Source organism: Aeromonas salmonicida (genome assembly GCF_028355655.1).
Taxonomy (GTDB): Bacteria; Pseudomonadota; Gammaproteobacteria; order Enterobacterales; family Aeromonadaceae; genus Aeromonas; species Aeromonas salmonicida.
In genome coordinates this window covers 172232-198471 of the sequence record NZ_CP110645.1, presented here as the reverse complement: position 1 = coordinate 198471, position 26240 = coordinate 172232, and the positions used below count along the sequence as shown (strand labels likewise).

The window sequence follows — 26240 nt, the reverse complement described above, 5'->3', positions numbered from 1 at the left end:
AAAAAGGGGCCGTCATGGCCCCTCGGGTCACAGCCACTCTCGCGGCGCGAGGTAGTCTGTGTAGAGCAAGGCCTCCGGGCTGCCCGCTTCCGGCTGCCAGTCATACTCCCAACGTGCCAGTGGCGGCATCGACATCAGAATCGACTCGGTACGTCCACCGGTCTGCAACCCGAACAGGGTGCCCCGGTCGTACACCAGATTGAACTCGACATAACGACCGCGGCGATAGAGCTGGAACTCCCGCTCCCGCTCGCCATAGGGCTGCGCCTTGCGTCGCTCGATGATCGGCAGATAGGCATCGAGATAACCCCGGCCTACCGCCTGCATAAAGGCGAAGCAGTCAGCAAAGGGCCAACGATTCAGGTCGTCGAAGAAGAGGCCACCCACCCCCCGCGTCTCGTTGCGATGCTTGAGGAAGAAGTAGCGATCGCACCAGGATTTGAACTCGGGGTAAATATCTTCGCCAAAGGGTTGGCAGAGATCGCGTGACACTCGATGCCAGTGCTGCACATCCTCGGCAAAGGGATAAAACGGCGTCAAATCGAAACCACCACCGAACCACCAGATGGGCGCTTCGCCCTCTTTCTCGGCAATGAAAAAACGGACATTGGCATGGCTGGTCGGCACATAGGGATTGCGCGGATGGATCACCAGCGACACCCCCATGGCCTCAAACTTGCGACCGGCCAGCTCGGGCCTATGAGCCGTCGCCGAGGCTGGCATGGCATCACCATAGACATGGGAAAAGTTGACCCCACCCTGCTCAATCATGTCGCCGTGGCGCATTACGCGGGTTCGACCACCGCCACCGCCCTCACGGGCCCAGGCATCCTCAACAAAGCGCCCAACGCCGTCGGCCTGCTCCAGGCTTCGGCAGATCTCGTCCTGCAACTGCAACAGGAAGGCCTTGACCTGGGCCACATCCGGTTTGCTCATCTTGTCTCCAGTCAGGCAGGATCTTGAACGCCCTGTCCATTTTATTGTGATGTCACGCCATGAGCTCCACGCCCATCGGCATTACTGCAAAAAAGAGTCTGTCCGCTCAGGAGGGACGAATGACGGCGCCGGTACGGGCGTCCTTGATCTCGGATGGGTTAGCTTGCCCACCCACTTCACCGGGCAGGATATAGGCAAGCTTGCTTGCCAGCAGCTCACCGATATCGGCGACCCGACGGGCGGGCTCTTCACCGGTCAGATTGGCACTGGTGGAAACCAGCGGCTTGCCGAAGGCGCGGCACAAGGCCTGCACCTGTGGGTGTGCGGTGACTCGCACAGCCAGCGTATCAAACTGGCCGGTCAGCCAGGTCGGCGTCGTGGCGCGAGCCGGCATGATCCAGGTGAAGGGACCGGGCCAGCTGGCTTCAACCCGAGCCAGCTGCTCACCGCTAAGCTGGCTCAGATCGATATAATCCTGCAACTGCACCAGATCGGCGGCAATCAGGATCAGGCCCTTCTCCACCGGACGCTGCTTGATGGCCAGCAGGCGCTGCACCGCCAGCTCGGAGTCAGGATCACAACCCAGACCAAACACGGCCTCGGTTGCATACGCGATCACCCCTTCGCCGTGAAGGGCGGCAACCGCTTGTTCAAATTCAGTAGACATAGGAAAAATGCGGCAGCCTGGCTGCCACCTCATTACTTGGTTGAGTTAAGCCTGCAAGGCGACAACCGCACCATATACAGCGGGCTGTCACCTCATCACTTACTTGAGTTGAGCCTGCAAGGCGGCATCCTTGGCCATCACCTCTTCGGCATTCTTTTGGCGTTCGGCCCGAACCTTGGCTGCCAGTTCATCATCAGCCACCGCCAGCATCTGGGCTGCCAGGTAACCTGCGTTCTTGGCACCGGCCTTGCCGATCGCCACGGTTGCCACCGGCACGCCACCCGGCATCTGCACGGTGGAGAGCAGTGCATCCAGTCCCTTGAGCGGACCACCATCGATGGGCACCCCAATCACGGGACGGGTGGTGATGCCGGCAACGGCACCCGCCAGGTGAGCCGCCAAACCGGCAGCACAGATAAAGACCTTGCAACCACGGGACTCGGCATCGGTCACATACTGATGGGTCGCAGCCGGAGTACGGTGCGCAGAGGTTACTTTCACTTCCACTGCGATATCAAACGACTTGAGGATCTCAAGGGTGGATTGCATCACGGGAAAATCAGAGTCAGAGCCCATCAATACGGCAACAAAAGGTTTATTCATGGTGGGAATTTCCTTACTCCAAGTGGGGGGTTGAAGTGCGCCGAAAACGTTTCAATTTGGTTACGGCGGCGGGATTATACCTGCTCACTTTGATGGCCGCATTTCTTTTGCGGACAGATCCACTTCAGATTTCCCCTCACTTTTTTCTCCACCATGATGCCCCAGCCACATTCGGGACAAGGCATGGGGATCGGCTTGTCATTCACCACATATTTACAATGGGGATACCCATCACAGGAGTAAAACTGCTTGCCGTAACGGGAGGTGCGGCTCACCAGATGACCCTTGCCACACTCGGGGCAGAGGATCTGGGTATCATCGCTCTCCTGCAGGGACTCGATATGCTGACAGGCCGGATACTGGGTACACCCCACAAACAAACCGTAACGACCCTTCTTGATTGCCAGCGGCTGGCCACAATCCGGGCAAGCTGACCCCTCAAGCACTTTCTCGATGTCACGACCGGACGGTGTCAGAGAACGGATGTAATCACAGGAGGGGTAGGCGGAGCAGCCAAGAAAAGGGCCATGCTTGCCCTGGCGGATCACCAGCTCGGCACCACACTGCGGGCACGGCTCTCGCTCGAACCCATGCTCGTGAGCGGAAAAGAGATGATGATCGATTTTTGACATGTGCCGCGCCTTGAAATTCAGATGGCCTGAATTCTACCAGCGCGACACCAGACTGTCAGTGAATGACGCCGTCGGACTCATCAAACACCAGCTCTTCCATCTGCTGGTAGGCATTTTCACTGCCCGGCACATTGAACAGCACCATCATGACAACCCACTTCAGGTCATCCAGCTCGATATCCGGTTTATCCAGCTCGAGCAGTCGCTCGATACAGATTTCGCGGGTTTCGGCATTCAGCACCTGGGCTTGTTCCAGAAAGAGCAGGAAGCCGCGGCACTCGGTGCCAAGACGGGCCAGCTCCTGCGGGGCATAGATACGCATCGAGCCTTGCGCGCTGGCGGCGACATACACCTCCCGCTCGCTATCATGCAGATTGGCCAGCCTTTCCAGCCAGTTGAGCGCCTTCTCGATCTCGTCCTTGTCGAAACCGGCCCGGCTCAGTTCGTCGGTGAGTTCATTTTGTTCGACCATCACATCTGCATCGCTGTGGATGTAGGTCTCGAAAAGGTACATCAGTACATCAAACATGATTCGCCCTCCTCGCTCTGACGTATCCACCGGCTACCGCTATCACTGCGCCTGCCAGTTCCAGCTCTACCAACCTGCCCAATACCACTTCGACAGGAAGCTGGGACCGTTCGGCGACGGTATCCACGCTCGTGGTCTCATAATCTACGTTATCCAACAAATCGGCATAAGGCAATTCGCTATTATGCTCTTGCTCAAGCAATCCAGCCTCTTTGCGCACCAGACTGACCAATCCGGGAAGCTCTTCCACTATATCGGCCGCACTCAACACAAGTTTGGCCCCCTGCTGGATTAATTTATTGCAACCCAGAGCCTGCCCATTTTGTGGCGCTCCCGGCACGGCAAACACTTCGCGCCCCTGTTCCAGTGCGTAACGCGCCGTGATGAGTGACCCGCTCTGCTCGGCAGCCTCCACCACCAGGGTACCCAGCGACAGGCCACTGATGATGCGGTTGCGACGGGGAAAATGTTCGGCCAGCGGCCCCTTGTCCGGCGCCAACTCTGAGATGAGCAAGCCGCCGCTCTCCAGGATCTGGCCAGCCAGCCCCTGATGACGCTTGGGATAGAGGCAATCCAGGCCGGAGCCCAACACCGCAAGCGTGATACCGCCCGCAGCAAGCGTCTGCTGATGGCAGACACCATCTATGCCGAGCGCCAGCCCCGAGGTAATCGCCAGTCCACACCCTACCAGCTCGCTACACAAACGCGCGGCATTGTCCTTGCCGGCATAAGTGGGATGACGCGTCCCTACCATAGCCAATTGCGGCAACGACAAGGCTGCGACATTTCCGCGACAATAGAGCAGCAAGGGGGCGGCAGGGATCTCTTTCAGCAGGTCGGGATAGGCGGGATCATCGGGACAAATCAGGTGATTGCCGGGCATGGCAGCCCAGTTCAGCCCCAGCTCTACCACCGGCAGCGGCCATCTGAGCTGCCGTATCTGGGACGAGTGGAGACCCTGCGCCCGCAAACCGCCATCATCGCACTCAAACAGGGCTTTTATGTCACCATCGAAGCGGGCAAGCAGGCGGGAGGCAGTAACCGGGCCTATGCCAGTAACGGCATCCAGCGTCAGCCACAGTGAAAGCCGCCCGGATGGAAATGGCACGTTAGAAGTTACTGACCTGATAGCCGGAGCTGACCATGCCCTGGCTCTGCATGATGAGGCCGTAGCTCAGCTTGTCGTACACCTTGAACAGCATGACGCGCGCCACCGCCTCCGACGGCAGGGAGGGCTTGCCGGCAGAATAGAACGCCTTGTCATAGACGGAAGAGTACTCTTTGTAAGATACCTTGCCGTTCTTGCTCACCAGCTTGGCGCCAGGTCGCCGCACCTCCAGCACATCGCCGGGGGAAACCTGATCGCGCAGCCCCTTATTGATGAGCACAACGTCAAACTTGCCGCCACCACGAGCCTTGCTCGGCAGATCTATGATGTAACCCGGCGAAATAACGGGCGCGGCTTTAGGAGTGAATACGGCAAAGAGACTCTCTTGCGGCGGGAAGGGCATCACCTTGTCTCCCTGATATACCTCCCGCTGGCTGTGGCTGAGCGTGACTCGGGTACGATCATCCGCCAGCCGCTCCTCGGCTCTGGCCGTGCCGACAAACACCGCTTCCTGCCCCAGCAACTCACCTGTCTCCTTGTCCTTGTATAAGCTCCCCGGGTGGTAGATGCCGTAGTCCTGACCCGGGGTCAGCGATCCCTGTACATACAGGGTATCGCCCTCCAGCATGCCGATATGCGCCTCATCGTTGCCGAGCACATAAGGCAGCTGTTTCGCCTGCTGGCTGTCGGCCAGGATATGGTCGGTACGCAGGAAGGGACCTATCTCGCTGAGCGGCAACGTCGGGATCGGATTGGCCTTGTTCTCGTAACGGCTCTTGGGAGAGAGGTGAACCACTGGCTTGCCCCCCTGCATCGCTTTGCCGAGGCGAGGCTCGCCATTGACCCAGCTCAGATGCAGCACGTCACCGGGATAGATCCAGTGCGGGTTGGCAATCTGGGGATTGATGTTCCAGAGACGGGGCCAGAGCCAGGGTTGTGCCAGATATCGGCCTGAAATATCCCAGAGGGTGTCACCCTTTTGCACGACATAGCGCTCGGGATAACCCGCTTTCAGTGTCAACTGGTCGGCCATGGCAGCCTGGCTCAGAGTGGCCAGCAGGCAAGCGAGGATGGTTTGCTTCAGATACATAACACTCCCTGTTACTTCTGCGCGCAAAGTGTTGCTGTTTTTTGTCGGCGTAAATGACTAGAATTACGCCAATATTGACTGCATTTATACGAAACTAAAGAAAAAACTATGGCCATTCTAGATGTATTGCGTTTTCCCGATGAACGTCTGCGCACAGTTGCAGCCCCTGTCGAGACCTTTACACCCGAGTTACAACACATTGTAGATGATATGTTCGAAACCATGTACGCGGAGGAAGGCATAGGCCTGGCCGCCACTCAGGTCGACATTCATCAGCGCATCATAGTGATCGATGTCTCTGAGAACCGTGAAGATCCTCTGGTATTGATCAACCCCGAGATCCTCGAGCAAGCGGGCAGCACAGGCATCGAAGAGGGCTGCCTCTCGGTGCCCGACCACAGAGCTCTGGTGCCACGCGCCGAGTGGGTCAAGGTACGTGCACTGGATCGCAACGGCCAGCCGTTCGAGCTGGAAGCGGACGATCTGCTCGCTATCTGCATACAGCATGAGATGGATCATCTGATCGGCAAGCTGTTTGTGGATTACTTGTCTCCGCTCAAGCGCCAGCGCATTCGCCAGAAGCTGGAAAAGATGGCCCGTGAAGATCGCAAAGCCCTCTGAGGATCTGCCCCATTGAATAAGCTGAAACTGATTTTTGCCGGTACTCCCGACTTCGCCGCCCGTCACCTGGCGGCGTTGTTGTCTTCCGACCACGAGGTCGTTGCCGTTTATACCCAGCCGGACAAGCCTGCTGGCCGTGGTCAGAAGCTCACCGCCAGCCCGGTCAAGGAGCTGGCTCTGACCCACAATCTGCCGGTTTACCAACCAGCTTCCCTGCGCAAGGAAGAGGCGCAAGCCGAGCTGGCTTCTCTGGGCGCCGACTTGATGGTGGTAGTGGCCTACGGCTTGATCCTGCCCAAGGTGGTGCTCGATACCCCGCGTCTGGGCTGTATCAACGTGCATGGATCTCTGCTGCCGCGCTGGCGCGGTGCAGCCCCGATCCAGCGCTCCATCTGGGCGGGTGATACCGAAACCGGCGTAACCATCATGCAGATGGATGTCGGGCTGGATACTGGCGCCATGATCAGAAAAGTGACCTGTCCCATCGCCGCCGACGAAACCTCCACCAGCCTGTATGACAAGCTGGCCGAGCTGGGCCCGCAGGCACTGGTCGAAACCATCAATGCCATGGCCGCCGGTGAAACCGCAGCCGAGGCGCAAGACGATGCGCTGGCCAACTATGCCGAGAAGCTCTCCAAAGAGGAGGCTCGCATCGACTGGTCGATGGAAGCCGTCGCCATAGAGCGCTGCATCCGCGCCTTCAATCCCTGGCCTATCAGCTGGTTTGAGGTGGCGGGACAGACTATCAAGGTGTGGCAAGCCGAAGTGGTGGACAGTGGGCACAGTCAACCCGCTGGCACCCTGCTCAAGGCCGACAAGCAGGGGATCGATATCGCTACCGGCCTGGGTGTCCTGCGCCTGCTGACCCTGCAACCACCCGGCAAGAAGGCCATGTCCGTTTCGGATCTGCTCAACTCTCGCCGCGACTGGTTTGAACCCGGCACGCAATTGAATTGAAACAAGCGGGGCCCAGGCCCCGACTTGCGCATCTAAGGTAACACTATGAAAACACGTGCACAGGCCGCTCTCGTTATTCAACAGGTGCTGGATCAGGGCCAATCCCTCTCCGCTGTTCTGCCTGCTGCCCAGGAGAAGGTTGCGCCCCGCGATCGCGCCCTCCTGCAAGAACTCTGCTATGGCACCCTGCGCTGGCTGCCACGCCTCGACGCTGCGGTGGGCGAGATGATGGACAAGCCGCTCAAGAACAAGAGCCGCATCTTCCACTATCTGATCCTGGTCGGCCTCTATCAGCTCATCTACACCCGCATTCCGGCCCACGCCGCTGTGGCCGAGACAGTCAACGCCGTCAAGCTGCTCAAGGGTACCTCCTTGCGCGGCCTCATCAATGGGGTGCTGCGCAACTTCCAGCGCAGTGCCGAAGTCATATTGCTGCGCATCGACCGAGTCCCCAGTATTCGCCTCGGTCACCCGGAGTGGCTCACCAAGCGCCTGCGTCAGGCCTATCCCGAAGATTGGGAATTCATCATGGAGGCCAACAATCAGCGCCCCCCCATGTGGATCCGCAACAATAGCCAGCGCCAGGGCCGCGAGCAGATGCTGGCTCGCATGGCCGAGGTCGGCATCAATGCGGTTGCCGGTCAGGAGGGCGAAGATTGCATTCTGCTGGAACGTCCCTGCGACGTGACCAAGCTGCCCGGTTTCGAGACAGGTGACTGCTCGGTGCAAGACGGTGCTGCCCAACAGGCCGCCCGACTGCTCGATCCGCAGCCGGGTGAGTGGGTGCTGGATGCCTGCGCCGCTCCCGGTGGCAAGACGGCCCACCTGCTTGAGCGTCAACCCGCACTGGCTGGCGTAGTGGCCGTGGATGCCGACGAGAACCGCCTCAAGCGGGTGCAGGAAAACCTGGATCGTATCGGCCTCCAGGCCCGGGTGATCCATGGTGATGCCAGCACCCCTGAGCTGTGGTGGCCACAAGGCCAGTTCGATCGCATCCTACTGGACGCCCCCTGCTCCGCCACCGGTGTCATCCGTCGTCACCCCGACATCAAGTGGTTGCGCCGGGATCAGGACATCCGCGAGCTGGCCGAGTTGCAGCGCCGTATTCTGATCGCCCTCTGGCCGAAACTGAAAAGCGGCGGTACTCTGCTCTACGCTACCTGCTCAGTGCTGCCGGAAGAGAACCGCGAACAGATCCGCGCCTTCCTGGCCGCTACGCCGGATGCAACCCTGGTGCCGCTGCACGCGCAGGACACACCAGATTGCCCGGGCCGCCAGTTCCTGCCAGGCGAAGCCGAGATGGATGGCTTCTACTACGCCAAGCTGATCAAGCGATAGGCAGAGCAGTGACCATGATCATGAGGGGTGCTGGCTGACAGCCCCCATTACTGCGCAACATCGAGCACGTTTTCCCTATGAAGATCACCATGTTGATGACTGATCCCTGCCATATTGTCAGCGGTAACAACCCATCCTCGTCCCATGAGGGGTCCCTATGAAGATCATCATTCTGGGCGCAGGTCAGGTCGGTGGCACCCTGGCCGAGAACCTGGCCGGCGAGAACAACGACATCACCATAGTCGATACCGACAGCGACCGTCTGCGGGAGCTGCAGGACAAGTTCGACCTGCGGGTGGTGAATGGTCACGGCGCCCACCCCAGGGTACTGCGCGAGGCGGGTGCTCAGGATGCGGACATGCTGGTGGCGGTCACCAACAGCGACGAGACCAACATGATCGCCTGCCAGGTGGCCTACTCCCTGTTCAACACCCCGAACAAGGTGGCGCGCATTCGCTCCCCGGCCTACCTAACCGAGCGGGACCGGCTGTTTTTACCGGAATCCGTGCCGGTGGATCACCTGATAGCGCCAGAACAGCTGGTCACCGACTATGTTCGCCGACTGATCGAATATCCCGGCGCCTTGCAAGTGGTGGACTTCGCCGGTGGCAAGGTGGGTCTGGTGGCAGTCAAGGCCTACTACGGTGGCCCCCTGGTGGGCAATGCTCTCTCCACTCTGCGGGATCACATGCCCAACATAGAGACCCGGGTAGCGGCCATCTTCCGCCAGGGTCGCTCCATCCGTCCGCAAGGCACCACCATCATAGAAGCGGATGACGAAGTGTTCTTCGTCGCTGCCGCCGGTCATATCCGGGCCGTCATGTCGGAGCTGCAGCGGCTCGAGAGCCCTTATCGCCGCATCATGATAGTCGGGGGTGGCAACATAGGTGCCGGTCTCGCCCGTCAACTGGAGAAGCGCTACAGCGTCAAGCTCATAGAGCGTAACCAGAAGCGGGCCGAGCAACTCTCGGAACAGTTGGAGAACACCATCGTCTTCTGTGGTGATGCAGCGGATCAGGAGTTGCTGGCCGAGGAGCACATCGATCAGATCGATGTCTTCATCGCGGTCACCAACGAGGATGAGGCCAACATAATGTCGGCCCTGCTCGCCAAGAAGATGGGTGCCAAGAAGACAATGGTGCTTATCCAGCGCAGCGCCTACGTGGACCTGGTGCAGGGCGGCTCCATCGACATCGCCATCTCGCCACAGCAGGCCACCATTTCGGCCCTGCTGACCCACGTGCGCCGGGCCGATATTGCCAACGTCTACAGCCTGCGCCGCGGGGCGGCCGAAGCCATCGAGGCCATCGCCCACGGTGACGAGAACACCTCCAAGGTGGTGGGCAAGACGGTGGGCGAGCTCAAGCTGCCGCCCGGCACCACCATAGGCGCCGTTGTCCGCGGTGATGAGGTGCTGATCGCCCACGATCGCACCCAGATCCAGCAGGATGACCATGTGGTGATGTTCCTGGTGGACAAGAAGTACATACCGGAAGTGGAACGGCTATTCCAGCCAAGTCCCTTCTTCCTGTAATCTGCCATGCATCCAGCCAGCACAACCCAGACCCGGCACTGCCTCCCAATGGAAGTATCCGGGTCTCTTGTCACTCAACGACCAGGTTATCCAGCATGATCAAGCTGCGTCCTATCATCTTCACTCTGGGGCTGGTGCTCTCCAAGCTGGCCCTGTTTATGTGGTTGCCCACCCTGCTTGCCCTGTTCACCGGCTCGGAGGGATTTGTCGAGTTCCTCAAATCCGTGCTGATCACCCATGGTGCTGCTTTGCTCTGCCTCCACTACGGCCGCAAGGCGGCGTTTCACCTCGGCGTGCGTGAGATGTTCCTGCTCACCACCTCTGTCTGGGTCGTGGCCTGCATCTTCGGGGCGTTGCCTTTCGTCTTCATCACCCACATCGGCTTTGCCGATGCCTATTTCGAGACAATGTCAGGGGTCACCACCACGGGATCCACAGTGCTCTCGGGGCTGGACGGCATGGCACACAGCATACTGCTGTGGCGTTCTACCCTGCAGTGGCTGGGGGGCGTGGGCTTTATCGTGATGGCGGTGGCGGTACTGCCCTACCTCAACGTGGGCGGCATGAAATTGTTCCAGACCGAGAGCTCGGATTGGTCTGACAAGAGTGCTCCCCGCGCCAAGACGGTGGCCAACAACATAGTGGTGGTCTATCTGGTGCTCTCCATGTGTTGCTTCCTCGCCTACTGGGTGAGCGGCATGACGCTGTTCGAGGCGGTCAACCACGCCATGACCACGCTCAGTACCGGGGGGTATTCCACCTCGGACCAATCCATGTCCCACTTTTCCCATTCGGCGCACTGGATAGGTACCCTTTTCATGTTTCTCGGGGGGCTGCCCTTCCTGCTCTATGTGCAGAGTTTGAGTCGCCGTGACAACAGCTTGCTCAAGGATGCTCAGGTGCAGGGCTTCTTCTGGCTGGTAGTCTGGGTCACAGTCGTCGTCACATTTTATCTGTGGGTCAGAGATATCTACGGCTTTATGGATGCCCTGCGCATCAGCAGCTTCAATATCGTCTCCGTGCTCACCACTACGGGGTATGGCCTCGGCGACTTCGGCACCTGGGGACCCCTCACCAGCATCATCTTCATCATCTTGCTGGCACTCGGCGCCTGTTCCGGCTCCACTGCCGGCGGTCTCAAGATTTTCCGGGTGCAGGTAGCATTCGCCCTGTTCAAAAAGCAGATGCGCCAGCTGATGCATCCCTCAGCTGTCTTCCCGCAGAAGTACAACGGCCGCCCAGTCAGCGATGCCATCATTCGATCCATGATCTCCTTCGTGCTGGCCTACTTCGCCATCATATTGCTGATCGCCGCCCTGCTCGCCGCCATCGGCCTGGACCCCCTGACCGCCATCTCGGGTTCCATCACTGCAGTTGCAAACGTGGGCCCCGGCATGGGCCCCGTCATAGGACCCAGCACCAACTTCGCCACCCTGCCGGACTCTGCCAAGTGGATATTGTCGTTCGGCATGCTGCTGGGGCGCCTCGAGATCCTGACCGTGGCCGTGATCTTCTTCCCCTCGTTCTGGAAGCAGTAATTCCTGCCAGGATAGCGAGAACACAGAAAACAGAAGGGCAGCCCTGCGGCTGCCCTTCTCCATCTCATGATGCTGACAAGACTCGGTGCTATTCGGCCGGGTCTTCCCGTTCCAGCGCGCGATTGACCAGCGTCTCTGGCAGGGGCTTGGCTACCTCCACCCCCAGCTCGCGGAAACGCTCGACCTGGGCGATCAGGTTGCCACGGCCGTTGACCAGCCGCCCCATCGCCTTGTCATAGCTCTCCTGCGCCTTGTGAAGGCTGCCCCCCATCTGCTGCATCTCTTCCACAAACAACCGCAGCTTCTCGTAGAGGCGCCCGGCACGCTCGGCAATCTGGCGGGCATTCTGGTTCTGCCGCTCGTAGCGCCACAGGTTCTCTATGGTCCGCAGCGCCACCATCAGATTGGTGGGGCTTACCAGCAAGATGTTGTTGTCGAGGCCGTAGCGTACCAGGGAAGGGTCCGCCTCCAGCGCCGTAAGGAAGGCGGGCTCCACCGCCACAAACATCAACACGTAGTCGAGGGTACGCACCCCGGGCAGCTGCTGGTAATCCTTGCGGCCCAGCTCGCGGATATGGTTGCGCACCGAGGCGACGTGCTCCTTGAGCGCTACCGCTTTTTCCAGCGCGTCATCGGCGTTGTACCAGCGCTCGTAGGCGGTCAGCGATACCTTGGCGTCTATAATGATGTCTTTCTCTTGCGGCAGATGGACGATCACGTCGGGCTGATAGCGCTTGCCCTTGTCCAGCTCGATATTGACCTGGGTGTGGTACTCGTGGCCCTCACGCAGACCGCATTCACTGAGGATGCGGGCCAGCACCACCTCCCCCCAGTTACCCTGCTGCTTGCTGTCCCCCTTGAGGGCGCGGGTCAGGGCTGCCGCCTCTTCGGTCATGCGTGCGTTGAGCTCGGCCAGACGCTCCAGTTCGAACTTGAGGCTGTGGCGCTGGGCCGTCTCCTGGGCGTGGGTTTCTCCCACCTGGCGACGGAAGCCTTCCAGCTGCTCTTTCAGCGGTGTCAGCAGCAGATCCAGACTGTTCTGGTTCAGGTCGCGAAAGTTACCCGAGTTCTGCTCGAAAATACGGTTTGCGAGGTTTTCAAACTGCTGGCTGAGACGCTGTTCCCCATCCCGCTGCAGTTGCAGCTTCTCGGCTGCGGCCAGTCGCTCGCTGCGCAGGGTAGCTTCGGCATCCTTGAGGCGGGCAGTGAGCTTGATGAGCAGGGTCTGCTGCTGATCCAGCTTCTGCTGACCCTGCATCCGCTCATCCTGCAATTCGTCGAAGCGATCCTGCAGCGCCTGATGGCGCTCCTGGGTCAGCAGCAACTCCTGCTCCTGGGCGCTGGCAAAGCGGCGCCCTGCCAACCAGCCGACACAGAGGGCGAGCAGGGCTGCCAGCAGCGCCGGCCCCCAGGTCGCCAGCTCGATCATTTGCGGCTCCGTTGACGCAGGAAGAGCTCAAGGTAACGGTTAAGCAGCAGCCAGAGCAGCACGTAGAGGAGGTAGGCGGCCAGCACCACCCACTTGTGACTGTTAACCCCGGTATCGAGCTCGGCAAATTCGATACCCTTGATGCGACAGTAAGCCCACATCAGCAGAGGGAAGATATACAACAGAGAAGCACGCCACAAAAATAACCACATGAGTTCATTCAATCCCGCAAAAAGACCCGCCTAGCTTACACAAGGGCAACCCGGCTTGCGATCCTGACCGCCGCTATTCTCTGGCTTGCCAGCAGAAACTTGGATAAAATTAACCCCTAATAGGTATCAGGGGTGAGCATGACTCATTTTTTCTGTCGATGGCTGACGCACGCACTGGGGGGCACCCGCAAACCGGACGTGGTCTGTCACGAGGCTCGCCCGCCATGGGCGATCGAAGAGTCCCAGTACCTCTCCCTCTGCACCCGTTGCGGTGAGTGCTTCAAGGCCTGCCCCAACGGCCTGCTCAAACCGGCCAGTCAACCCGAATACGAAGGTACCGCCATCGCCGGCACCCCTGTGCTGGATCTCGCCTGCGGCCAGTGCAGCTATTGTGGCAGCTGTGCCAGAGCCTGCCCGACCGGCGCTCTCGATCTGCAATGGGGGCGCCAGGTGCAGACCCGGGTTCAGATTGAAGCGAGCTGTCAGGCCAAGCAGGGCTTCTACTGCCTGCTGTGTGAAGATGCCTGTCCCCAGCAGGCGATCAAGGCCACCAGCGATGGGGTGAGCGTCAACATGGCGGCGTGTGATGGCTGCGGTGCCTGCGGTCTCGCCTGCCTGCACGGCGCCATCACCCTGATCCCCCAGCTTTGACGCCCCAGAACCCCGTCTTCAGCACTGAAGCCATATTCCACTGCTACCAGACGCCAGAAAGCACAAAGGGGCCCGTGGGCCCCTCATGGTCTGACGCTGGCTCTATGCCATGGCCAGAATGGAGTCATGCTCAATGCCGAGCAGGTGGCAGAGACGAGTGGGATCCCGCACTGCATCGGCCAATGTGTATTCCCCCAGCACCTCGAGGAAGGCGTTCATGGCGCGGCGCAGAATACCCTGAATACGGCAGCCACCGGAGAGGCGGCAGTTCTCGCGCTTGCAATCCACAGGGCAGAGCACGTGTTCCATGTCCATCACCACATCACGCAGGTTGATGGAGACGGCGGAGCGACCGAGGCGGATGCCGCCATGCTTGCCGCGTACCGTCTCTATGTACCCCTTGATGCCAAGCTGATGCACTATCTTGACCACGTGGTTGCGGGAGATGGCAAAGGTATCGGCCACCTCAGTGATGGTCGACAGGCGATCTCCCGGCTGAACCGCCAAAAAAGTCAGGGTACGCAGGGCATAGTCGGTAAATCGTGTCAGTTGCATGGTCGCACTTGCCTCTTACTACAAGCTGGAAATCAGGACGACAACCTAAAGCTAAGAGGCGGGACAGCTCTTGCGCCCGCGCAGAGTCCGCATCTTAATCCGAGTCGTGGAGTGACAAGGTTAAGAGCAGCTCAGGCGGGTGTCGATGAAGATGCACATAAATCGACACTTTCTTTGATTGATCGCAAACTTGCAGGCTGGCTCCCGGGTTTGAGGGGTTTTGGGCGGCTAACTTCGCCACGCCATCCCCAAGGCCGGCGCGGATCGGCGTGCACCACACGACTCCTGCTGTGTGGATTCAATGGGGCTGCTTGAGCCAGTTTTTCAACGCTGTGGAGGGAATTGAGCTCTCGGAGGCAACCGCGAAGGCGCCCCAGTCCACCGCGCACTGCAAGGCATCCTGGATCGCCATGCCTCGCGCCAGTCCGTGGATCAGGCCACCGGCGAACGCATCCCCCGCTCCCGTGGTATCCACCACTGACACGGGCCGCGCCGCGACCCGGATCTGCTCCTCACCATGGATGGCCACGGCCCCCGCCTTGCCTTCGGTCAGCACCAGCCACTCCAGCTGCTCCCCGGCCAGTTGACGCGCATGCAGCCAGGGGTCGCTCACCTCGCCGAGATCGGAGCGGGAGGCCACCAGCACGTGACAGGGACGGCGAGCCTGCCCGCCCTTGGGATACTGGGCCACCACGAAACTCTTGCCGAGCATCTGACGCATATAGCCTGTGATGGCGGTGCCGGGATAGTTCACGTAGAGACAGTCCACCCCCTCCACCGGCAAGTCGCCAGGCAGGTCGGGGCGACGCGGCCGCCTGAGGATGGTGCGTTCGCCGGTGGAATCCACCAGGATCAGCAGTTCCCCTGTTTCGCCCCCGAAGCGCTCCACATGAGAGCAGTCCAGCCCGTAACCCGCCGCCTGCTCCAGCAGCCAGTCGCCGGCCTCATCCAGCCCGATGCGGGAGGCGATGGTCACCTCATGGCCCGCCCATACCAGCCCTATGCCGGTGTTGGCGGCACCGCCCCCCAGCCTGCGGCCCTGATCCACGTATTGCAGACGGGCACCGGCCACCAGGGGTTCGGAGAGGGAGAGCACATGATCACAGTTGAGATTGGCAAGCAGCAGAATGCGGGACATGGAGAAGCCTCACTGACAAGGGACCCCAGTATATGAGAAAGGGCCCTGACGGCCCTCCCTGAAATCACGGGGTTTGTGAACCAGCTCGACGTTTGCCAGCCGGATCCACACCGGCTGCGTCACGCCAGCACGGATTCGGCGCTGACGTACTCGTAGCCGAGCGCCTGGGCCACTGCCGCCTGGGTGACCTTGCCCTTGAACACGTTCAGGCCGGCCCGCAGGTGTTTGTCATCCTTGAGCGCCTGGGCGTAACCCTTGTCTGCCAGCGCCAGTACGAACGGCAAGGTGGCATTGGTCAGCGCGAAGGTGGAGGTGCGTGCGACACCGCCCGGCATGTTGGCCACGCAGTAGTGGATGATGCCATCCACCACATAGGTCGGCTCTTCATGGGTAGTGGGGTGGGAGGTTTCAAAGCAGCCGCCCTGATCGATGGCCACGTCCACCAGCACTGAGCCCTTGCGCATCAGCTTGAGCATGTCGCGGGTCAGCAGCCTGGGCGCCGCCGCTCCCGGGATCAACACGGCGCCGATCACCAGATCCGCCTGGGCGATGCAGGCTTCGATATTGGTGCGGGTGGAGTAAAGCGTCTTGAGGGCCGGGCCATAGAGGCTGTCCAGCTCCCGCAGGCGCGGCAGGGAACGGTCCAGAATGGTGACATCAGCCCCCAATCCCAGCGCCATGCGCGCCGAGTTGACGCCCACCACGCCGCCCCCCAGCACCACTACCTTGGCAGGGGCCACTGCAGGCACGCCACCGAGCAGGGTGCCATTGCCCCCCTGCGCCTTCTCCAGACTGTGGGCGCCGGCCTGGATCGCCATCCGCCCCGCCACCTCGGACATGGGCGCCAGCAGTGGCAGACCGCCACGCTCGTCGGTCACCGTCTCGTAGGCGATGGCCACCGCCCCCGAGTGGACCAGCAGCTGGGTCTGCACCGGATCCGGCGCCAGGTGCAGATAGGTAAAGAGCAGCTGACCGGGGCGCAGCAATTCACACTCCTCCGGCTGGGGCTCCTTCACCTTCACTATCATCTCGGCCCGGGCGAATATCTCAGCCGCACTCGCCACCAGTTCAGCACCGGCAGCCTGGTACTCGGCATCGGACAGCCCGATCGCCTCGCCTCCCTGCTGTTGCACCAGTACCTTGTGTCCCCGGGCCGCCAGCTCCTGCACTCCGGCGGGAGTCATGCCGACCCGGTATTCATGGTTTTTGATTTCCTTGGGTACGCCAATAATCATGCTCGCTCTCCTGCTATGATCCCGCCGGCCGCCCTTTCGCTACCGGGCAGGATGCCCAAAAATTGTAACAACCACTGCATCATGGTGGCCGAATCCACCTCACCCTCCAGCGAGGAGAGGCTGCTCTGATAACGATCATCGGACAAGAAGTCCCGCCGCCGCTCGATCAGCGCCCGGTTGTACTCCACCGAAAACTCCGGATGCCCCTGAATGGCAACTATGTGGTCCCCCTGCAAGAACATGAAGTTGGGACAAAAATCGTTGCCCGCCAGCCGGGTCGCACCGGGTGGCAACAGGGCCACCTGATCCTGATGGCTGGCCAGGATCCGGATCTGATCCAGCCCAGGCTGCATCCAGGATCCGGTCGCCAGCATGGGGTGAACCGAGACCCCCAGCCCCCACCCCTTGGTGGATTTGACCACCTCGCCCCCCAACGCCTGCGCAATCACCTGATGGCCGAAGCAGACCCCGGCCAGCTTGACGTCGGCGTCGTGGGCCAGCCGGATCCAGGCGCGCAGTGCCTGGATCCAGGGCAGATCGCTGTAGGCATCGTGCCGCGAACCCGTGATGAGCCAGGCATCACACTCTTGCAGATCGTCCGGCAGCTCGCCATCGAGCGCCGACCAGATCCTGAACTCCAGCTCGGGGGCAAACGCCCGAAAGCCCTTGATAAACATCTCGGAGTAAACGGGGCCAAAATGATCCGCCAAATCGGGATCCAGCCGGTCACAATCGAGAATTCCCAGTCGCATCTGTTACTCCTTCAACAGGGATAGCGGGGCACTCCGGCAGCGTTTTACCACCGGGCCATGCCTGGACTAGCTGCTGCATGGTTGCTTACTTCATGGTCGGCATGGAGAACTCGGCACCGGCCCGCAGGCTCTGTGGCCAGCGCGCCGTTACCGTCTTCATCCGGGTATAGAAGCGCACCCCATCCGGCCCGTGCATGTTGAGCGGCCCGAAGATGGACCGTTTCCAACCCCCAAAGCTGTGAAACGCCATGGGCACGGGAATGGGGACGTTCACCCCTACCATACCGACCTGAACCCTGGCAGTGAAGTCCCGCGCAGTATCGCCGTCGCAAGTAAAGATGGCAGTGCCATTGCCATACTCGTGCTGGTTGATGAGCCCGAGCGCCGTCTCGTAATCCGGGGCCCGCACTATGGCGAGCACGGGGCCGAAAATCTCCTCCCGGTAGATGCGCATCTCGGGGGTTACCTCGTCAAACAAGCTGCCACCGATAAAGTAGCCTTCCCCGTGATTCACGCCGCGACCATCTACTCGCAGCAGGGCGCCCTCGGCCACCCCCTGATCCACATAACTCCGCACCTTGGCCAGATGCTCACGGCTGATGAGAGGCCCCATCTCGTTCTCCGGTACCTGACCCAGGCCAGGCCCGACCCGTAGCGCTTCCACCAGCGGCGCCAGCTTGGCAACCAGTGCATCGGCGGTCTCATCCCCCACCACCACAGCGACCGAAATGGCCATACAGCGCTCGCCCGCCGCCCCATAAGCCGCCCCCATCAGGGCGGAGACCGCCTGATCGAGATCCGCATCCGGCATCACCAGCATGTGGTTCTTGGCGCCGCCCAGCGCCTGCACCCGCTTGCCGTGGGCCGAGGCGGTGGCATAGATATATTCGGCGATGGGCGTGGAGCCCACGAAAGAGACGGCGCCGACCCGCGGATCGGTCAGCAGCACATCCACCACCTCCTTGTCGCCGTTGACCACGTTGAGCACACCATCTGGCAAACCGGCCTGCTTGAGCAGCTCGGCCATGCGCAGGGAGAGGGAGGGATCCTTCTCGGAGGGCTTGAGAATAAAGGTATTGCCGCAGGCGATGGCCACAGGGAACATCCAGAGCGGCACCATGGCCGGAAAGTTGAACGGCGTAATACCAGCGCACACCCCCACCGGCTGCATCATGGAATGGCTGTCTACCCCCCGACCCACATTGAGGGAGTGCTCCCCCTTGAGCAGATGAGGAATGCCGCAGGCAAACTCCACCACTTCCAGCCCCCGGGTCAGCTCACCCTGGGCATCGGAGAAGACCTTGCCATGCTCGCGGCTGATGAGCTCCGCCAGCTCATCCCTGTGCCGCTCCATCAGCTCTTTGAAGCGAAACAGCACTCGCGCGCGCACCAGCGGCGGTGTCTGGGACCAGTCGGTGAAAGCACGCTCCGCCACGGCGATGGCCTCGCCACATTCGGCGGCGGTGGCGAGTGCCACACTCCCCTGCTGCTGGCCGGTGGCCGGGTTGAAGATGGCACCAAACCGCTCGCTGTGACTCTGTTGCAGCTGGCCGTCGATAAAGTTGCTGACCCTGTATGTCATATATCCTCCATGATGAGTAATCCGCATTCCCCTGCGGGCCTACGGGCCGGGCACAGGGAGATGGCGCCCGACAAGCCGCGGGCGCCATGAAACAAGGTGAAAAAGGTCAGTCCTGGGTCTGCAACACATCCTGCAACAGGGTGAAGAGGTCGTCGATCTGGCTGCGCTCGATAATGAGCGGCGGCGACAGGGCGATGATGTCCCCTGTCACACGAACCAGGGCTCCCTTCTCGAAGCAGCGCACGAACACCTCATAGGCACGCTTGCCAGGGGCATCGGGCATGGATTCCAGCTCGATACCCGCCACCAGACCGTAGTTGCGCACATCCTTCACATGCTTGCAGCCCTTCAGCGAATGGGCCGCCTCCTCCCAGTAGCCCGCCAGATCGGCGGCGCGGGTAAGCAGGTTTTCGTTGCGGTAGATGTCGAGGGTCGCCAGCGCGGCGGCGGCGGCCACCGGATGACCTGAGTAGGTGTAGCCGTGGAACAGCTCGATGGCGCCCGTGCCGGCGGCCATCATGTCGTCATAGATGCCATTGCGCACCAGCACGGCTCCCATGGGGATGGCGCCATTGGTGAGCCCCTTGGCACAGGTGATCATGTCGGGGATGACATCGAACTCCTGTGCCGCGAAGGGGGAACCGAGGCGACCGAAGCCAGTGATCACCTCGTCGAAGATCAGCAGAATGCCGTGTTTGGTGCAGATCTCCCGCAGCCGCTTGAGGTAACCCTTGGGTGGCATGATGACACCGGTGCTGCCGGCTATGGGTTCGACGATGACAGCCGCTATGTTGCTGGCATCGTGCAGGAAGACGATCTTCTCCAGCTCGTCGGCCAGGGTCAGGTCTTCGTCGGGCAATCCCCTGGTGAAGGCATGCTTGGCAATATTGAGGGTGTGGGGCAGATGATCCACCCCGGTCAGCAGGGAGCCGAACCACTTGCGGTTGCCGGGGATCCCCCCCACAGAGATGCCGCCAAAGCCCACTCCATGATAGCCACGCTCGCGGCCAATCAACCGGGTGCGGGTGCCCTGCCCCCGCGCCCGCTGCCAGGCCAGCGCGATTTTCAGCGCCGTATCCACAGATTCAGAACCCGAGTTGGTATAGAAGACGTGACCGAACCCTTGGGGGGCTATCTCCACCAGCTGGTTGGCCAGCTCGAACGGCAAGGGGTGCCCCATCTGGAACGTAGGAGCAAAATCGAGGTGGGAAATCTGCTGGGAAACCGCCTCAGCGATCTCGCGGCGACCATGACCCGCGTTGCAACACCAGAGCCCGGCAGTGCCATCCAGTATCTTGCGGCCATCCTCTGAGTGATAATACATCCCCTCTGCCGACTTCAGGATGCGCGGCGCCGCCTTGAATTGCTGGTTGGCGGTGAACGGCATCCAGAAGGCGGACATGTCGGAAGGCGTATTGATGTCGCTGATCGGTTTCATGGTCACCTCATCCTTAAGGTGTTTAGTAACTATCGGCTAATGCCTATTAAATTAAACACCTGAATCCATAAAAAAGGGCTCAATGTTGCCCTGCTTGGTGTCACCCCGACCGGGGTGGTATAAGATATTTAACACAATTTTAATAATAGTAAACAGTCAAGGAGTGTCTATTGATGGATATCGGTCACCGCCTCAAGGCGGTTCGCACCAAGGCGGCCCTCTCCCAGCGCGAGCTGGCCAAACGCTCCGGTGTGACCAACGGTTTTATCTCCCAGATCGAGAAAAATCAGGTGAGCCCCTCAGTGTCCTCGCTGCGCAAGGTACTCGAAGGCATTCCCATGTCCCTGGCCAGCTTCTTCACCGAAGAGACAGAGATGGGGACAGAGGTGATCTTCCGCGCCAGCGACATGCCGGATCTTGGCACCCATCCCATCAGCTACCGACTGGTGGGCCACAGCCGCGCCAACCGTGCCATCGGCATGATGCAGGAGATACTGCCACCGGGCGCAGACACGGGTGACGACATGCTGAGCCACGAAGGGGAAGAGTGCGGCATCGTCATTCAGGGGACGGTCGAGGTGACCATTGGCGAGCAGATCCACCAGCTGGCACCGGGTGATGGCTACTACTTCGACAGCCGCACGCCGCACCGTTTTCGCAACGTGGGCGAGCAGGAGTGCGTGCTGATCTCGGCCAACACGCCGGCCAGTTTCTAAGTCGCCATTTGACAGGGTTCGGACTGATCTCGGGCAAGTCACGCCGGCCAGTTTCCAAGTCGCCCTTTGACAGGGTTCGGGCTGATCTCGGGCAAATCAAGCCGGCCAGTTTCCAAGCCCCCATTTGACAGAGTTCGGGCTGATCTCGGGCAAATCAAGCCGGCCAGTTTCCAAGCCGCCATTTGACAGAATTCGGGCTGATCTCGAACAGCTCACGTCGGCTACACAGAGTCGCAAGGCAGCATCATTGAACAATGTTCGAGCTGCTCTCAGGCAAAGCATCTCGGCCAGTTTCTGACGGGAACAGCCTCAACTGTTTAACAAAATGTTACAGGATGGATTTACAAGCGGCAGTATGTTTAGCATATTGATACACGGATACCAATTCTTTGCCGGTTCAAGGAGTGAACATGAGTGACCTGACCCTGGCCCAGTGGCAACACAAGGCCTCACATCTGACCCTGCCCTCACAAGCCTTCATCGACGGCAGCTACCGGGATGCCATCAATGGCGCCACCTTCGACTGCATCAACCCGGCCAACGGCCAGCTGCTGACCAAGGTCGCCGCCTGCGATGCCGCCGATGCAGAGCTGGCGGTGCAGGCCGCCCGCGCCGCCTTCAATGACAAACGCTGGAGCGGGCTGGCCCCGAAACAGCGCAAGCTGATCATGCAGCGCTTCGCCGACCTGATGCGTCTCAACAAGGTGGAGCTGGCACTGCTTGAGTCGCTGGACATGGGCAAGCCCATCGGGGATGCCATGGGGTATGACGCCCCCGCCGCCGCCAACTGCATCGCCTGGAACGCCGAAGCCATCGACAAGATCTACGATCAGGTCGCGCCGGTGGAAGAGTCCGCTCTGGCGCTGGTGACCCGAGAGGCCCTCGGCGTGGTCGCCGCCATAGTCCCCTGGAACTTCCCGCTGGTGATGGCCTGCTGGAAGCTGGGCCCGGCGCTGGCCACCGGCAACTCCGTCATCCTCAAGCCCTCCGAGAAATCCCCTCTCACCGCCCTGCGCATCGCAGGGATCGCGAAAGAGGCGGGCATTCCTGACGGTGTCTTCAACGTGTTGCCGGGCTTTGGCCATACAGTGGGCGAGGCGCTGGCCATGCACATGGACGTGGATTGCATCACCTTCACCGGCTCCACCAAGATCGGCAAACATCTGGTGGAGTGCTCCGGCAAGTCGAACCTCAAGCGTGCCTTTATGGAGTGTGGCGGCAAGAGCCCCAACATCATACTGGCGGACGCGCCGGATCTGGACGCCGCCGCCAAGAGTGCCGCCGGCGCCATCTTCTACAACCAGGGCGAGGTGTGTACCGCCGCCTCCCGCCTGCTGGTGCAAAACAGCATCAAGCCGCAGTTCATGGAACGGCTGCTGGCCCATGCCCGCGAGTGGATCTCCGCCAACCCGCTCGATCCCGCCACCCGCATCGGCGCCATGGTCGATGGCATCCAGATGGAGCAGGTGCTGCGCTACATCGATATCGGTCAGCAGGAAGGGGCCAAGCTGCTGCTCGGGGGCAAGCGCACCAATATGGAGAGCGGTGGCTTCTACATCGAGCCCACCATCTTCGACGAGGTGACACCCGAGATGCGTATCTTCCGCGAGGAGATCTTCGGCCCTGTGCTGGCGGTGACCGGCTTCGACACGCTCGAAGAAGCCATAGCGCTGGGCAACGACACCGACTACGGCCTGGCCGCAGCGCTCTGGACGGCGGATCTCAACAAGGCGATCAAGGGCTCCCGCGCCCTGCGTGCCGGCACCGTCTTCGTCAACAACTGGGATGGCGGCGACATGACGATGCCGTTTGGCGGCTTCAAGCAATCCGGCAACGGCCGCGACAAGTCACTGCACGCCCTGGAGAAGTACACCGAGCTGAAAAGCACCTGGATCCAGCTCGAATAGCATCAGAAATGACGCTCATTCGTGAAATAGGGGGAGAAATCCTCCTTTTTCATTTTTGCCCTTTCATCGCCCGCCTCAATCGATATAATCGTCAACTAGACAAGCCCTTAAATATAAAGATAAAAATGCTATTTTTTCTGGGAAGTGTACTGTTTCTGGTGATAGGACTGCCCCTGCTGTTCTACCTCTTGGGGCAGGGTGAGGCCTATGTGACCTGGGGTCCGTGGATCTCCGCCATCGCACTCATGCTGTGGTTGCTGCTGGACGTCGAGAAGATCCGTCGTGGCGGGGGCCGCTGAGCAGAGAAACGTACCGCTAAAATCCGCCGATCACCATTTATTCACTTCTTTCCCTCCAAAAGGATCGCTACACTGATTTTTTGCGATGTTTTCCAACGTCCGACTCTCCAGTGAAGGTTATCCGCATGCAGCAACAAGCTCAGCGTCAGGGCATCATCTATGCCTTGTGCGCCTATACCCTTTGGGGTCTCGCCCCCATCTATTTCAAAACCCTCTCCGCCGTACCAGCCGCCGAAATCCTGACCCATCGCATGATCTGGTCCTGCGTTCTGCTGATGGTGCTGACCCTGCTCGGGCGCCAGTGGCACAAGGTGCAGGCCGTGCTGCGCCAGCCAAAAGTGCTACTGACCCTGGCCTTTACTTCGGTCACCGTCGGCGGCAACTGGCTGCTCTTTATCTGGGCCATCAACAACGGCCACATGCTGGATGCGAGCCTCGGCTACTACATCAATCCGCTGTTCAACGTGCTGCTCGGCATGCTGTTCCTGAGCGAACAGCTGCGTCGCCTGCAGTGGTGGGCCGTGGGACTGGCGGTGATCGGTGTCGCCGTCCAGCTCATCGCCTTCGGCTCCCTGCCCTGGATAGCCCTGGTACTGGCCTCGAGCTTTGCCATCTACGGCCTCATTCGCAAGAAGCTGGCCCTCGATGCCCTCACCGGCCTGCTGATCGAAACCATGATCATGCTGCCGCCGGCCGCCATCTACCTGTGGGGATTTGCCGACAGCCCCACCAGCCATATGACAGAGAACGACTGGCACCTCAACCTGCTGCTGATCGCCGCCGGAGCCGTCACCACGGCGCCCCTGCTCTGCTTCACCGCCGCAGCCACCCGTCTCAAGCTCTCCACCCTGGGTTTCTTCCAGTACATAGGCCCCAGCCTGATGTTCATACTGGCGGTGACTTTGTACGGGGAAGCGCTGACACCGGACAAGCTGATCACCTTCGGCTGCATCTGGAGTGCGCTTGTGCTGTTCAGCCTGGACGGACTGCGCAGTGGCAAGCGGCGCCGGGCTGCCAGTCAGGGTTGACGGCATGGCCGCGTCGACACTGCAATAATCTACAAGCCAATATTCAGGTTTCAGGTTATCAATAGCCGATGAGCGCTCCCCAATCCCGCATCCACTACTGGCAATCCCGGCTGCTGCCGGGAGTTGAACTCTCCCACTCCCATCACAGGGAGTTCAGCTATGGCCGCCACGTTCACCTGGACTATCACATAGGTCTGGTGCAGCAGGGCGGCCAGAAATTCATCCACAAGGGCAACAGCCACAATCTGGTGCGCGGCGAGCTCTCCACCGTCAACCCGGACGAGATGCACGATGGCCTCAGTCTGCTGCCGGAAGGGTATGAGGTACGGGTGTTTGCCATTGCCCCCGAGCAGCTGGCGCGCTGGCTGCCGGACAGTCCCGAGCCTTTCTTCGACAAGGGCTTGCAGAGCCGTCCCGACCTCTATCAGGGCTTCGCCCATCTGCACATGTATCTGGACGGTCACGAGCCAGACGGCCTGCTGGCGGAGAGCCAGCTGCTGGCGGAGAGCCAGCTGCTGGGCCTGCTCGGCGAGCTGCTGCGCATAGCGCCGGAGCGCCACGCCCTGGCGGATCCCCAGCTCAGATACCTGCGCGACTATCTGCTGGCCCGACTGGATGAGCGCCACAGCCTGGAGGATCTGGCCGCCCTGTTCGGGCTGGATCGCTTCGCCTTCCTGCGTCAGTTCAAGAAAAAGACTGGCATGACCCCCTATGCCTGGCTCAAGCGACTGAGACTGGAGCAGGGCAAGCGCCTGCTCGGCAGCGGCCTGCCGGTGAGCGAGGTGGCGCTGGCGGTTGGCTTCTTCGATCAGAGCCACTTCCACCACGGTTTTCGGCAGGCCTTCGGGCTGACCCCCGCCGATTACCGTCAGCAGATGCAGTCTTTTACGGGCCAGCCCGGCTAGCCAGGGCCATGACAGGCCAGCGCGGCCGATAACCATCAACAGCTGCAATCTTTTACAATCGCCTCCCCGCCCTGATCCCCCATGCTGTCACCTCATACCGTCATCGAGGTTTTACCATGTTCACCAGCCTGTTTCTGACCATAGGTCTCATCCACCTGATCGCCCTGGCGAGCCCTGGGCCGGACTTCGCGCTGATCCTGCGTACCAGCCTGCACAGGCCCACGGCACTGGGGGCGGCGCTCGGCATAGCACTTGCCATCTTGTTGCACGCCACCCTCAGCCTGACCGGCATCAGCCTGCTGATCGCCGAACATCCCTGGCTCTTCATGGCGGTGAAGGTGGTCGGCGCCCTCTATCTGGGCTGGCTCGGCTGGGGAGCGCTCAAAGCCGCCTGGCACAGCTCGACAACACTGGCCCTCAAGGCTGGCGGAGAGCAGCAGGGTTGGCGCAAGGGGATATGGAACGGGCTTGCCACCAATCTGCTCAATCCCAAGGCGCTGCTGTTCTTCATGGGACTGCTGGCGGCCATGGTGACGCCGCAGGTGGACGGCCTGACGCGCGGCCTGCTGGTGCTGGAGCTGTTCCTGCTCTCTCTGGTCTGGTTCGGCGTGCTGGCCTGGAGCCTCTCCACCCCGCGGGCCCAACGCCTGCTTGGCCGGATCCAGCGCCCGCTCAATCTGGTCACAGGTCTGCTGTTCGGTGCCGTCAGCCTCTCCATCCTGACTGGCATGGCCGGCGAGGCCTATGCCCTGGTCCCGCACTGATCTCCTCCCGCCCCCATGAAAAAGAGGGATGGCCTGAGCCATCCCTCTTTCATTCACACGGATAAAGACCCGCATG

General features: G+C 60.7%; 27 protein-coding genes. 12 read left to right on the top strand and 15 right to left on the bottom strand.

What is annotated here, in order from left to right:
* Positions 1–27: 27 nt before the first annotated feature.
* From hemF to ONZ54_RS00925, 7 genes are all read right to left on the bottom strand, one after another.
* A complete protein-coding gene (hemF, locus tag ONZ54_RS00955) occupies positions 28–936 on the bottom strand; it encodes an oxygen-dependent coproporphyrinogen oxidase (RefSeq protein WP_271787288.1) in 909 nt (302 codons plus the stop codon).
* A gap of 106 nt (positions 937–1042) precedes the next feature.
* Positions 1043–1603: an L-threonylcarbamoyladenylate synthase type 1 TsaC gene (tsaC, locus tag ONZ54_RS00950; protein WP_155603531.1), complete on the bottom strand. Its 561-nt coding sequence runs from the start codon at positions 1601–1603 to the stop codon at positions 1043–1045.
* Positions 1604–1702: 99 nt separating this feature from the next.
* The gene (purE, locus tag ONZ54_RS00945) at positions 1703–2206 is read right to left on the bottom strand and encodes a 5-(carboxyamino)imidazole ribonucleotide mutase (protein WP_005319907.1); all 504 of its coding nucleotides are present in this window, start codon (positions 2204–2206) and stop codon (positions 1703–1705) included.
* 74 nt (positions 2207–2280) lie between these two features.
* The gene (locus ONZ54_RS00940) at positions 2281–2838 is read right to left on the bottom strand and encodes a DNA topoisomerase family protein (RefSeq protein WP_005319910.1); all 558 of its coding nucleotides are present in this window, start codon (positions 2836–2838) and stop codon (positions 2281–2283) included.
* A gap of 55 nt (positions 2839–2893) precedes the next feature.
* The gene (locus ONZ54_RS00935) at positions 2894–3367 is read right to left on the bottom strand and encodes a DUF494 family protein (RefSeq protein ID WP_005319913.1); all 474 of its coding nucleotides are present in this window, start codon (positions 3365–3367) and stop codon (positions 2894–2896) included.
* Complete coding sequence (gene dprA / locus ONZ54_RS00930) at positions 3360–4475, bottom strand: DNA-processing protein DprA (protein WP_087756728.1); 1116 nt, start codon at positions 4473–4475, stop codon at positions 3360–3362. Before dprA ends, ONZ54_RS00935 begins: the two co-directional genes overlap by 8 nt.
* Before the next feature lies 1 nt (position 4476).
* Complete coding sequence (locus tag ONZ54_RS00925; protein ID WP_058395602.1) at positions 4477–5565, bottom strand: LysM peptidoglycan-binding domain-containing protein; 1089 nt, start codon at positions 5563–5565, stop codon at positions 4477–4479.
* Between the two features lie 108 nt (positions 5566–5673).
* Here ONZ54_RS00925 and def point away from each other — a divergent pair, with 108 nt between their 5' ends.
* The 5 genes from def (at position 5674) to ONZ54_RS00900 (ending at position 11553) form a co-directional block, all read left to right on the top strand.
* The gene (def, locus tag ONZ54_RS00920; RefSeq protein ID WP_005319924.1) at positions 5674–6186 is read left to right on the top strand and encodes a peptide deformylase; all 513 of its coding nucleotides are present in this window, start codon (positions 5674–5676) and stop codon (positions 6184–6186) included.
* A gap of 12 nt (positions 6187–6198) precedes the next feature.
* Positions 6199–7143 carry a methionyl-tRNA formyltransferase gene (gene fmt / locus ONZ54_RS00915; RefSeq protein ID WP_271787287.1) on the top strand — a complete coding sequence of 315 codons (945 nt, stop codon included), beginning with the start codon at positions 6199–6201 and terminating at the stop codon, positions 7141–7143.
* Between the two features lie 45 nt (positions 7144–7188).
* Complete coding sequence (gene rsmB / locus ONZ54_RS00910; RefSeq protein ID WP_271787286.1) at positions 7189–8481, top strand: 16S rRNA (cytosine(967)-C(5))-methyltransferase RsmB; 1293 nt, start codon at positions 7189–7191, stop codon at positions 8479–8481.
* Between the two features lie 157 nt (positions 8482–8638).
* Complete coding sequence (trkA, locus tag ONZ54_RS00905) at positions 8639–10015, top strand: Trk system potassium transporter TrkA (RefSeq protein ID WP_005319933.1); 1377 nt, start codon at positions 8639–8641, stop codon at positions 10013–10015.
* Positions 10016–10110: 95 nt separating this feature from the next.
* Entirely contained in the window at positions 10111–11553 is a 1443-nt protein-coding gene (locus ONZ54_RS00900; RefSeq protein ID WP_005319936.1) for a TrkH family potassium uptake protein, read from the top strand.
* Positions 11554–11641: 88 nt separating this feature from the next.
* On the opposite strand, the gene rmuC is transcribed toward ONZ54_RS00900, so the two are convergent.
* Positions 11642–12982, bottom strand: coding sequence for a DNA recombination protein RmuC (gene rmuC, locus ONZ54_RS00895; protein ID WP_058395605.1), 1341 nt, complete (start codon positions 12980–12982; stop codon positions 11642–11644).
* Positions 12979–13194 (bottom strand): hypothetical protein, encoded by a 216-nt coding sequence (locus ONZ54_RS00890; protein ID WP_005319942.1) that lies wholly within the window; start codon positions 13192–13194, stop codon positions 12979–12981. Before ONZ54_RS00890 ends, rmuC begins: the two co-directional genes overlap by 4 nt.
* 138 nt (positions 13195–13332) lie before the next feature.
* On the opposite strand from ONZ54_RS00890, the gene ONZ54_RS00885 reads away from it, so the two are divergent.
* Positions 13333–13845, top strand: coding sequence for a ferredoxin-type protein NapF (locus ONZ54_RS00885; RefSeq protein ID WP_271787285.1), 513 nt, complete (start codon positions 13333–13335; stop codon positions 13843–13845).
* A 102-nt stretch (positions 13846–13947) separates the two neighbouring features.
* On the opposite strand, the gene ONZ54_RS00880 is transcribed toward ONZ54_RS00885, so the two are convergent.
* The 6 genes from ONZ54_RS00880 to aptA all read right to left on the bottom strand — a co-directional run bounded on the left by ONZ54_RS00880 (position 13948) and on the right by aptA (position 20545).
* Positions 13948–14400 carry an Rrf2 family transcriptional regulator gene (locus ONZ54_RS00880; protein ID WP_005319948.1) on the bottom strand — a complete coding sequence of 151 codons (453 nt, stop codon included), beginning with the start codon at positions 14398–14400 and terminating at the stop codon, positions 13948–13950.
* 298 nt (positions 14401–14698) lie between these two features.
* The gene (locus ONZ54_RS00875) at positions 14699–15538 is read right to left on the bottom strand and encodes a PfkB family carbohydrate kinase (RefSeq protein ID WP_058395607.1); all 840 of its coding nucleotides are present in this window, start codon (positions 15536–15538) and stop codon (positions 14699–14701) included.
* A gap of 119 nt (positions 15539–15657) precedes the next feature.
* Entirely contained in the window at positions 15658–16773 is a 1116-nt protein-coding gene (gene ald, locus ONZ54_RS00870) for an alanine dehydrogenase (protein ID WP_058395608.1), read from the bottom strand.
* Positions 16770–17525 carry a glutamine amidotransferase-related protein gene (locus ONZ54_RS00865; RefSeq protein WP_271787284.1) on the bottom strand — a complete coding sequence of 252 codons (756 nt, stop codon included), beginning with the start codon at positions 17523–17525 and terminating at the stop codon, positions 16770–16772. Before ONZ54_RS00865 ends, ald begins: the two co-directional genes overlap by 4 nt.
* An 85-nt stretch (positions 17526–17610) precedes the next feature.
* Positions 17611–19107 (bottom strand): CoA-acylating methylmalonate-semialdehyde dehydrogenase, encoded by a 1497-nt coding sequence (locus tag ONZ54_RS00860; RefSeq protein ID WP_271787283.1) that lies wholly within the window; start codon positions 19105–19107, stop codon positions 17611–17613.
* Between the two features lie 106 nt (positions 19108–19213).
* Positions 19214–20545, bottom strand: coding sequence for an omega-aminotransferase AptA (gene aptA / locus ONZ54_RS00855; protein WP_271787282.1), 1332 nt, complete (start codon positions 20543–20545; stop codon positions 19214–19216).
* Between the two features lie 173 nt (positions 20546–20718).
* On the opposite strand from aptA, the gene ONZ54_RS00850 reads away from it, so the two are divergent.
* The 6 genes from ONZ54_RS00850 to ONZ54_RS00825 all read left to right on the top strand — a co-directional run bounded on the left by ONZ54_RS00850 (position 20719) and on the right by ONZ54_RS00825 (position 26164).
* Complete coding sequence (locus ONZ54_RS00850; RefSeq protein ID WP_005319966.1) at positions 20719–21261, top strand: cupin domain-containing protein; 543 nt, start codon at positions 20719–20721, stop codon at positions 21259–21261.
* Between the two features lie 410 nt (positions 21262–21671).
* A complete protein-coding gene (locus ONZ54_RS00845) occupies positions 21672–23168 on the top strand; it encodes an aldehyde dehydrogenase (RefSeq protein ID WP_271787281.1) in 1497 nt (498 codons plus the stop codon).
* Between the two features lie 125 nt (positions 23169–23293).
* On the top strand, positions 23294–23467 hold the full coding sequence (locus ONZ54_RS00840; RefSeq protein ID WP_165484205.1) for a hypothetical protein: 174 nt from the start codon (positions 23294–23296) through the stop codon (positions 23465–23467).
* 125 nt (positions 23468–23592) lie between these two features.
* On the top strand, positions 23593–24495 hold the full coding sequence (rarD, locus tag ONZ54_RS00835) for an EamA family transporter RarD (protein ID WP_087756736.1): 903 nt from the start codon (positions 23593–23595) through the stop codon (positions 24493–24495).
* Positions 24496–24563: 68 nt separating this feature from the next.
* The gene (locus tag ONZ54_RS00830) at positions 24564–25400 is read left to right on the top strand and encodes an AraC family transcriptional regulator (RefSeq protein WP_271787280.1); all 837 of its coding nucleotides are present in this window, start codon (positions 24564–24566) and stop codon (positions 25398–25400) included.
* Positions 25401–25516: 116 nt separating this feature from the next.
* On the top strand, positions 25517–26164 hold the full coding sequence (locus ONZ54_RS00825) for a LysE family translocator (protein ID WP_271787279.1): 648 nt from the start codon (positions 25517–25519) through the stop codon (positions 26162–26164).
* Positions 26165–26240: the final 76 nt, after the last annotated feature.

Excerpts from the sequence above, each read along its gene's own strand:
- hemF (WP_271787288.1), bottom strand. The coding sequence starts at position 936 with ATGAGCAAACCGGATGTGGCCCAGGTCAAGGCCTTCCTGTTGCAGTTG.
- tsaC (WP_155603531.1), bottom strand. The coding sequence starts at position 1,603 with ATGTCTACTGAATTTGAACAAGCGGTTGCCGCCCTTCACGGCGAAGGG.
- purE (WP_005319907.1), bottom strand. The coding sequence starts at position 2,206 with ATGAATAAACCTTTTGTTGCCGTATTGATGGGCTCTGACTCTGATTTT.
- ONZ54_RS00940 (WP_005319910.1), bottom strand. The coding sequence starts at position 2,838 with ATGTCAAAAATCGATCATCATCTCTTTTCCGCTCACGAGCATGGGTTC.
- ONZ54_RS00935 (WP_005319913.1), bottom strand. The coding sequence starts at position 3,367 with ATGTTTGATGTACTGATGTACCTTTTCGAGACCTACATCCACAGCGAT.
- ONZ54_RS00925 (WP_058395602.1), bottom strand. The coding sequence starts at position 5,565 with ATGTATCTGAAGCAAACCATCCTCGCTTGCCTGCTGGCCACTCTGAGC.
- def (WP_005319924.1), top strand. The coding sequence starts at position 5,674 with ATGGCCATTCTAGATGTATTGCGTTTTCCCGATGAACGTCTGCGCACA.
- rsmB (WP_271787286.1), top strand. The coding sequence starts at position 7,189 with ATGAAAACACGTGCACAGGCCGCTCTCGTTATTCAACAGGTGCTGGAT.
- trkA (WP_005319933.1), top strand. The coding sequence starts at position 8,639 with ATGAAGATCATCATTCTGGGCGCAGGTCAGGTCGGTGGCACCCTGGCC.
- ONZ54_RS00900 (WP_005319936.1), top strand. The coding sequence starts at position 10,111 with ATGATCAAGCTGCGTCCTATCATCTTCACTCTGGGGCTGGTGCTCTCC.
- rmuC (WP_058395605.1), bottom strand. The coding sequence starts at position 12,982 with ATGATCGAGCTGGCGACCTGGGGGCCGGCGCTGCTGGCAGCCCTGCTC.
- ONZ54_RS00890 (WP_005319942.1), bottom strand. The coding sequence starts at position 13,194 with ATGTGGTTATTTTTGTGGCGTGCTTCTCTGTTGTATATCTTCCCTCTG.
- ONZ54_RS00885 (WP_271787285.1), top strand. The coding sequence starts at position 13,333 with ATGACTCATTTTTTCTGTCGATGGCTGACGCACGCACTGGGGGGCACC.
- ONZ54_RS00880 (WP_005319948.1), bottom strand. The coding sequence starts at position 14,400 with ATGCAACTGACACGATTTACCGACTATGCCCTGCGTACCCTGACTTTT.
- ONZ54_RS00875 (WP_058395607.1), bottom strand. The coding sequence starts at position 15,538 with ATGTCCCGCATTCTGCTGCTTGCCAATCTCAACTGTGATCATGTGCTC.
- ald (WP_058395608.1), bottom strand. The coding sequence starts at position 16,773 with ATGATTATTGGCGTACCCAAGGAAATCAAAAACCATGAATACCGGGTC.
- ONZ54_RS00865 (WP_271787284.1), bottom strand. The coding sequence starts at position 17,525 with ATGCGACTGGGAATTCTCGATTGTGACCGGCTGGATCCCGATTTGGCG.
- ONZ54_RS00860 (WP_271787283.1), bottom strand. The coding sequence starts at position 19,107 with ATGACATACAGGGTCAGCAACTTTATCGACGGCCAGCTGCAACAGAGT.
- aptA (WP_271787282.1), bottom strand. The coding sequence starts at position 20,545 with ATGAAACCGATCAGCGACATCAATACGCCTTCCGACATGTCCGCCTTC.
- ONZ54_RS00850 (WP_005319966.1), top strand. The coding sequence starts at position 20,719 with ATGGATATCGGTCACCGCCTCAAGGCGGTTCGCACCAAGGCGGCCCTC.
- ONZ54_RS00845 (WP_271787281.1), top strand. The coding sequence starts at position 21,672 with ATGAGTGACCTGACCCTGGCCCAGTGGCAACACAAGGCCTCACATCTG.
- ONZ54_RS00840 (WP_165484205.1), top strand. The coding sequence starts at position 23,294 with ATGCTATTTTTTCTGGGAAGTGTACTGTTTCTGGTGATAGGACTGCCC.
- rarD (WP_087756736.1), top strand. The coding sequence starts at position 23,593 with ATGCAGCAACAAGCTCAGCGTCAGGGCATCATCTATGCCTTGTGCGCC.
- ONZ54_RS00830 (WP_271787280.1), top strand. The coding sequence starts at position 24,564 with ATGAGCGCTCCCCAATCCCGCATCCACTACTGGCAATCCCGGCTGCTG.
- ONZ54_RS00825 (WP_271787279.1), top strand. The coding sequence starts at position 25,517 with ATGTTCACCAGCCTGTTTCTGACCATAGGTCTCATCCACCTGATCGCC.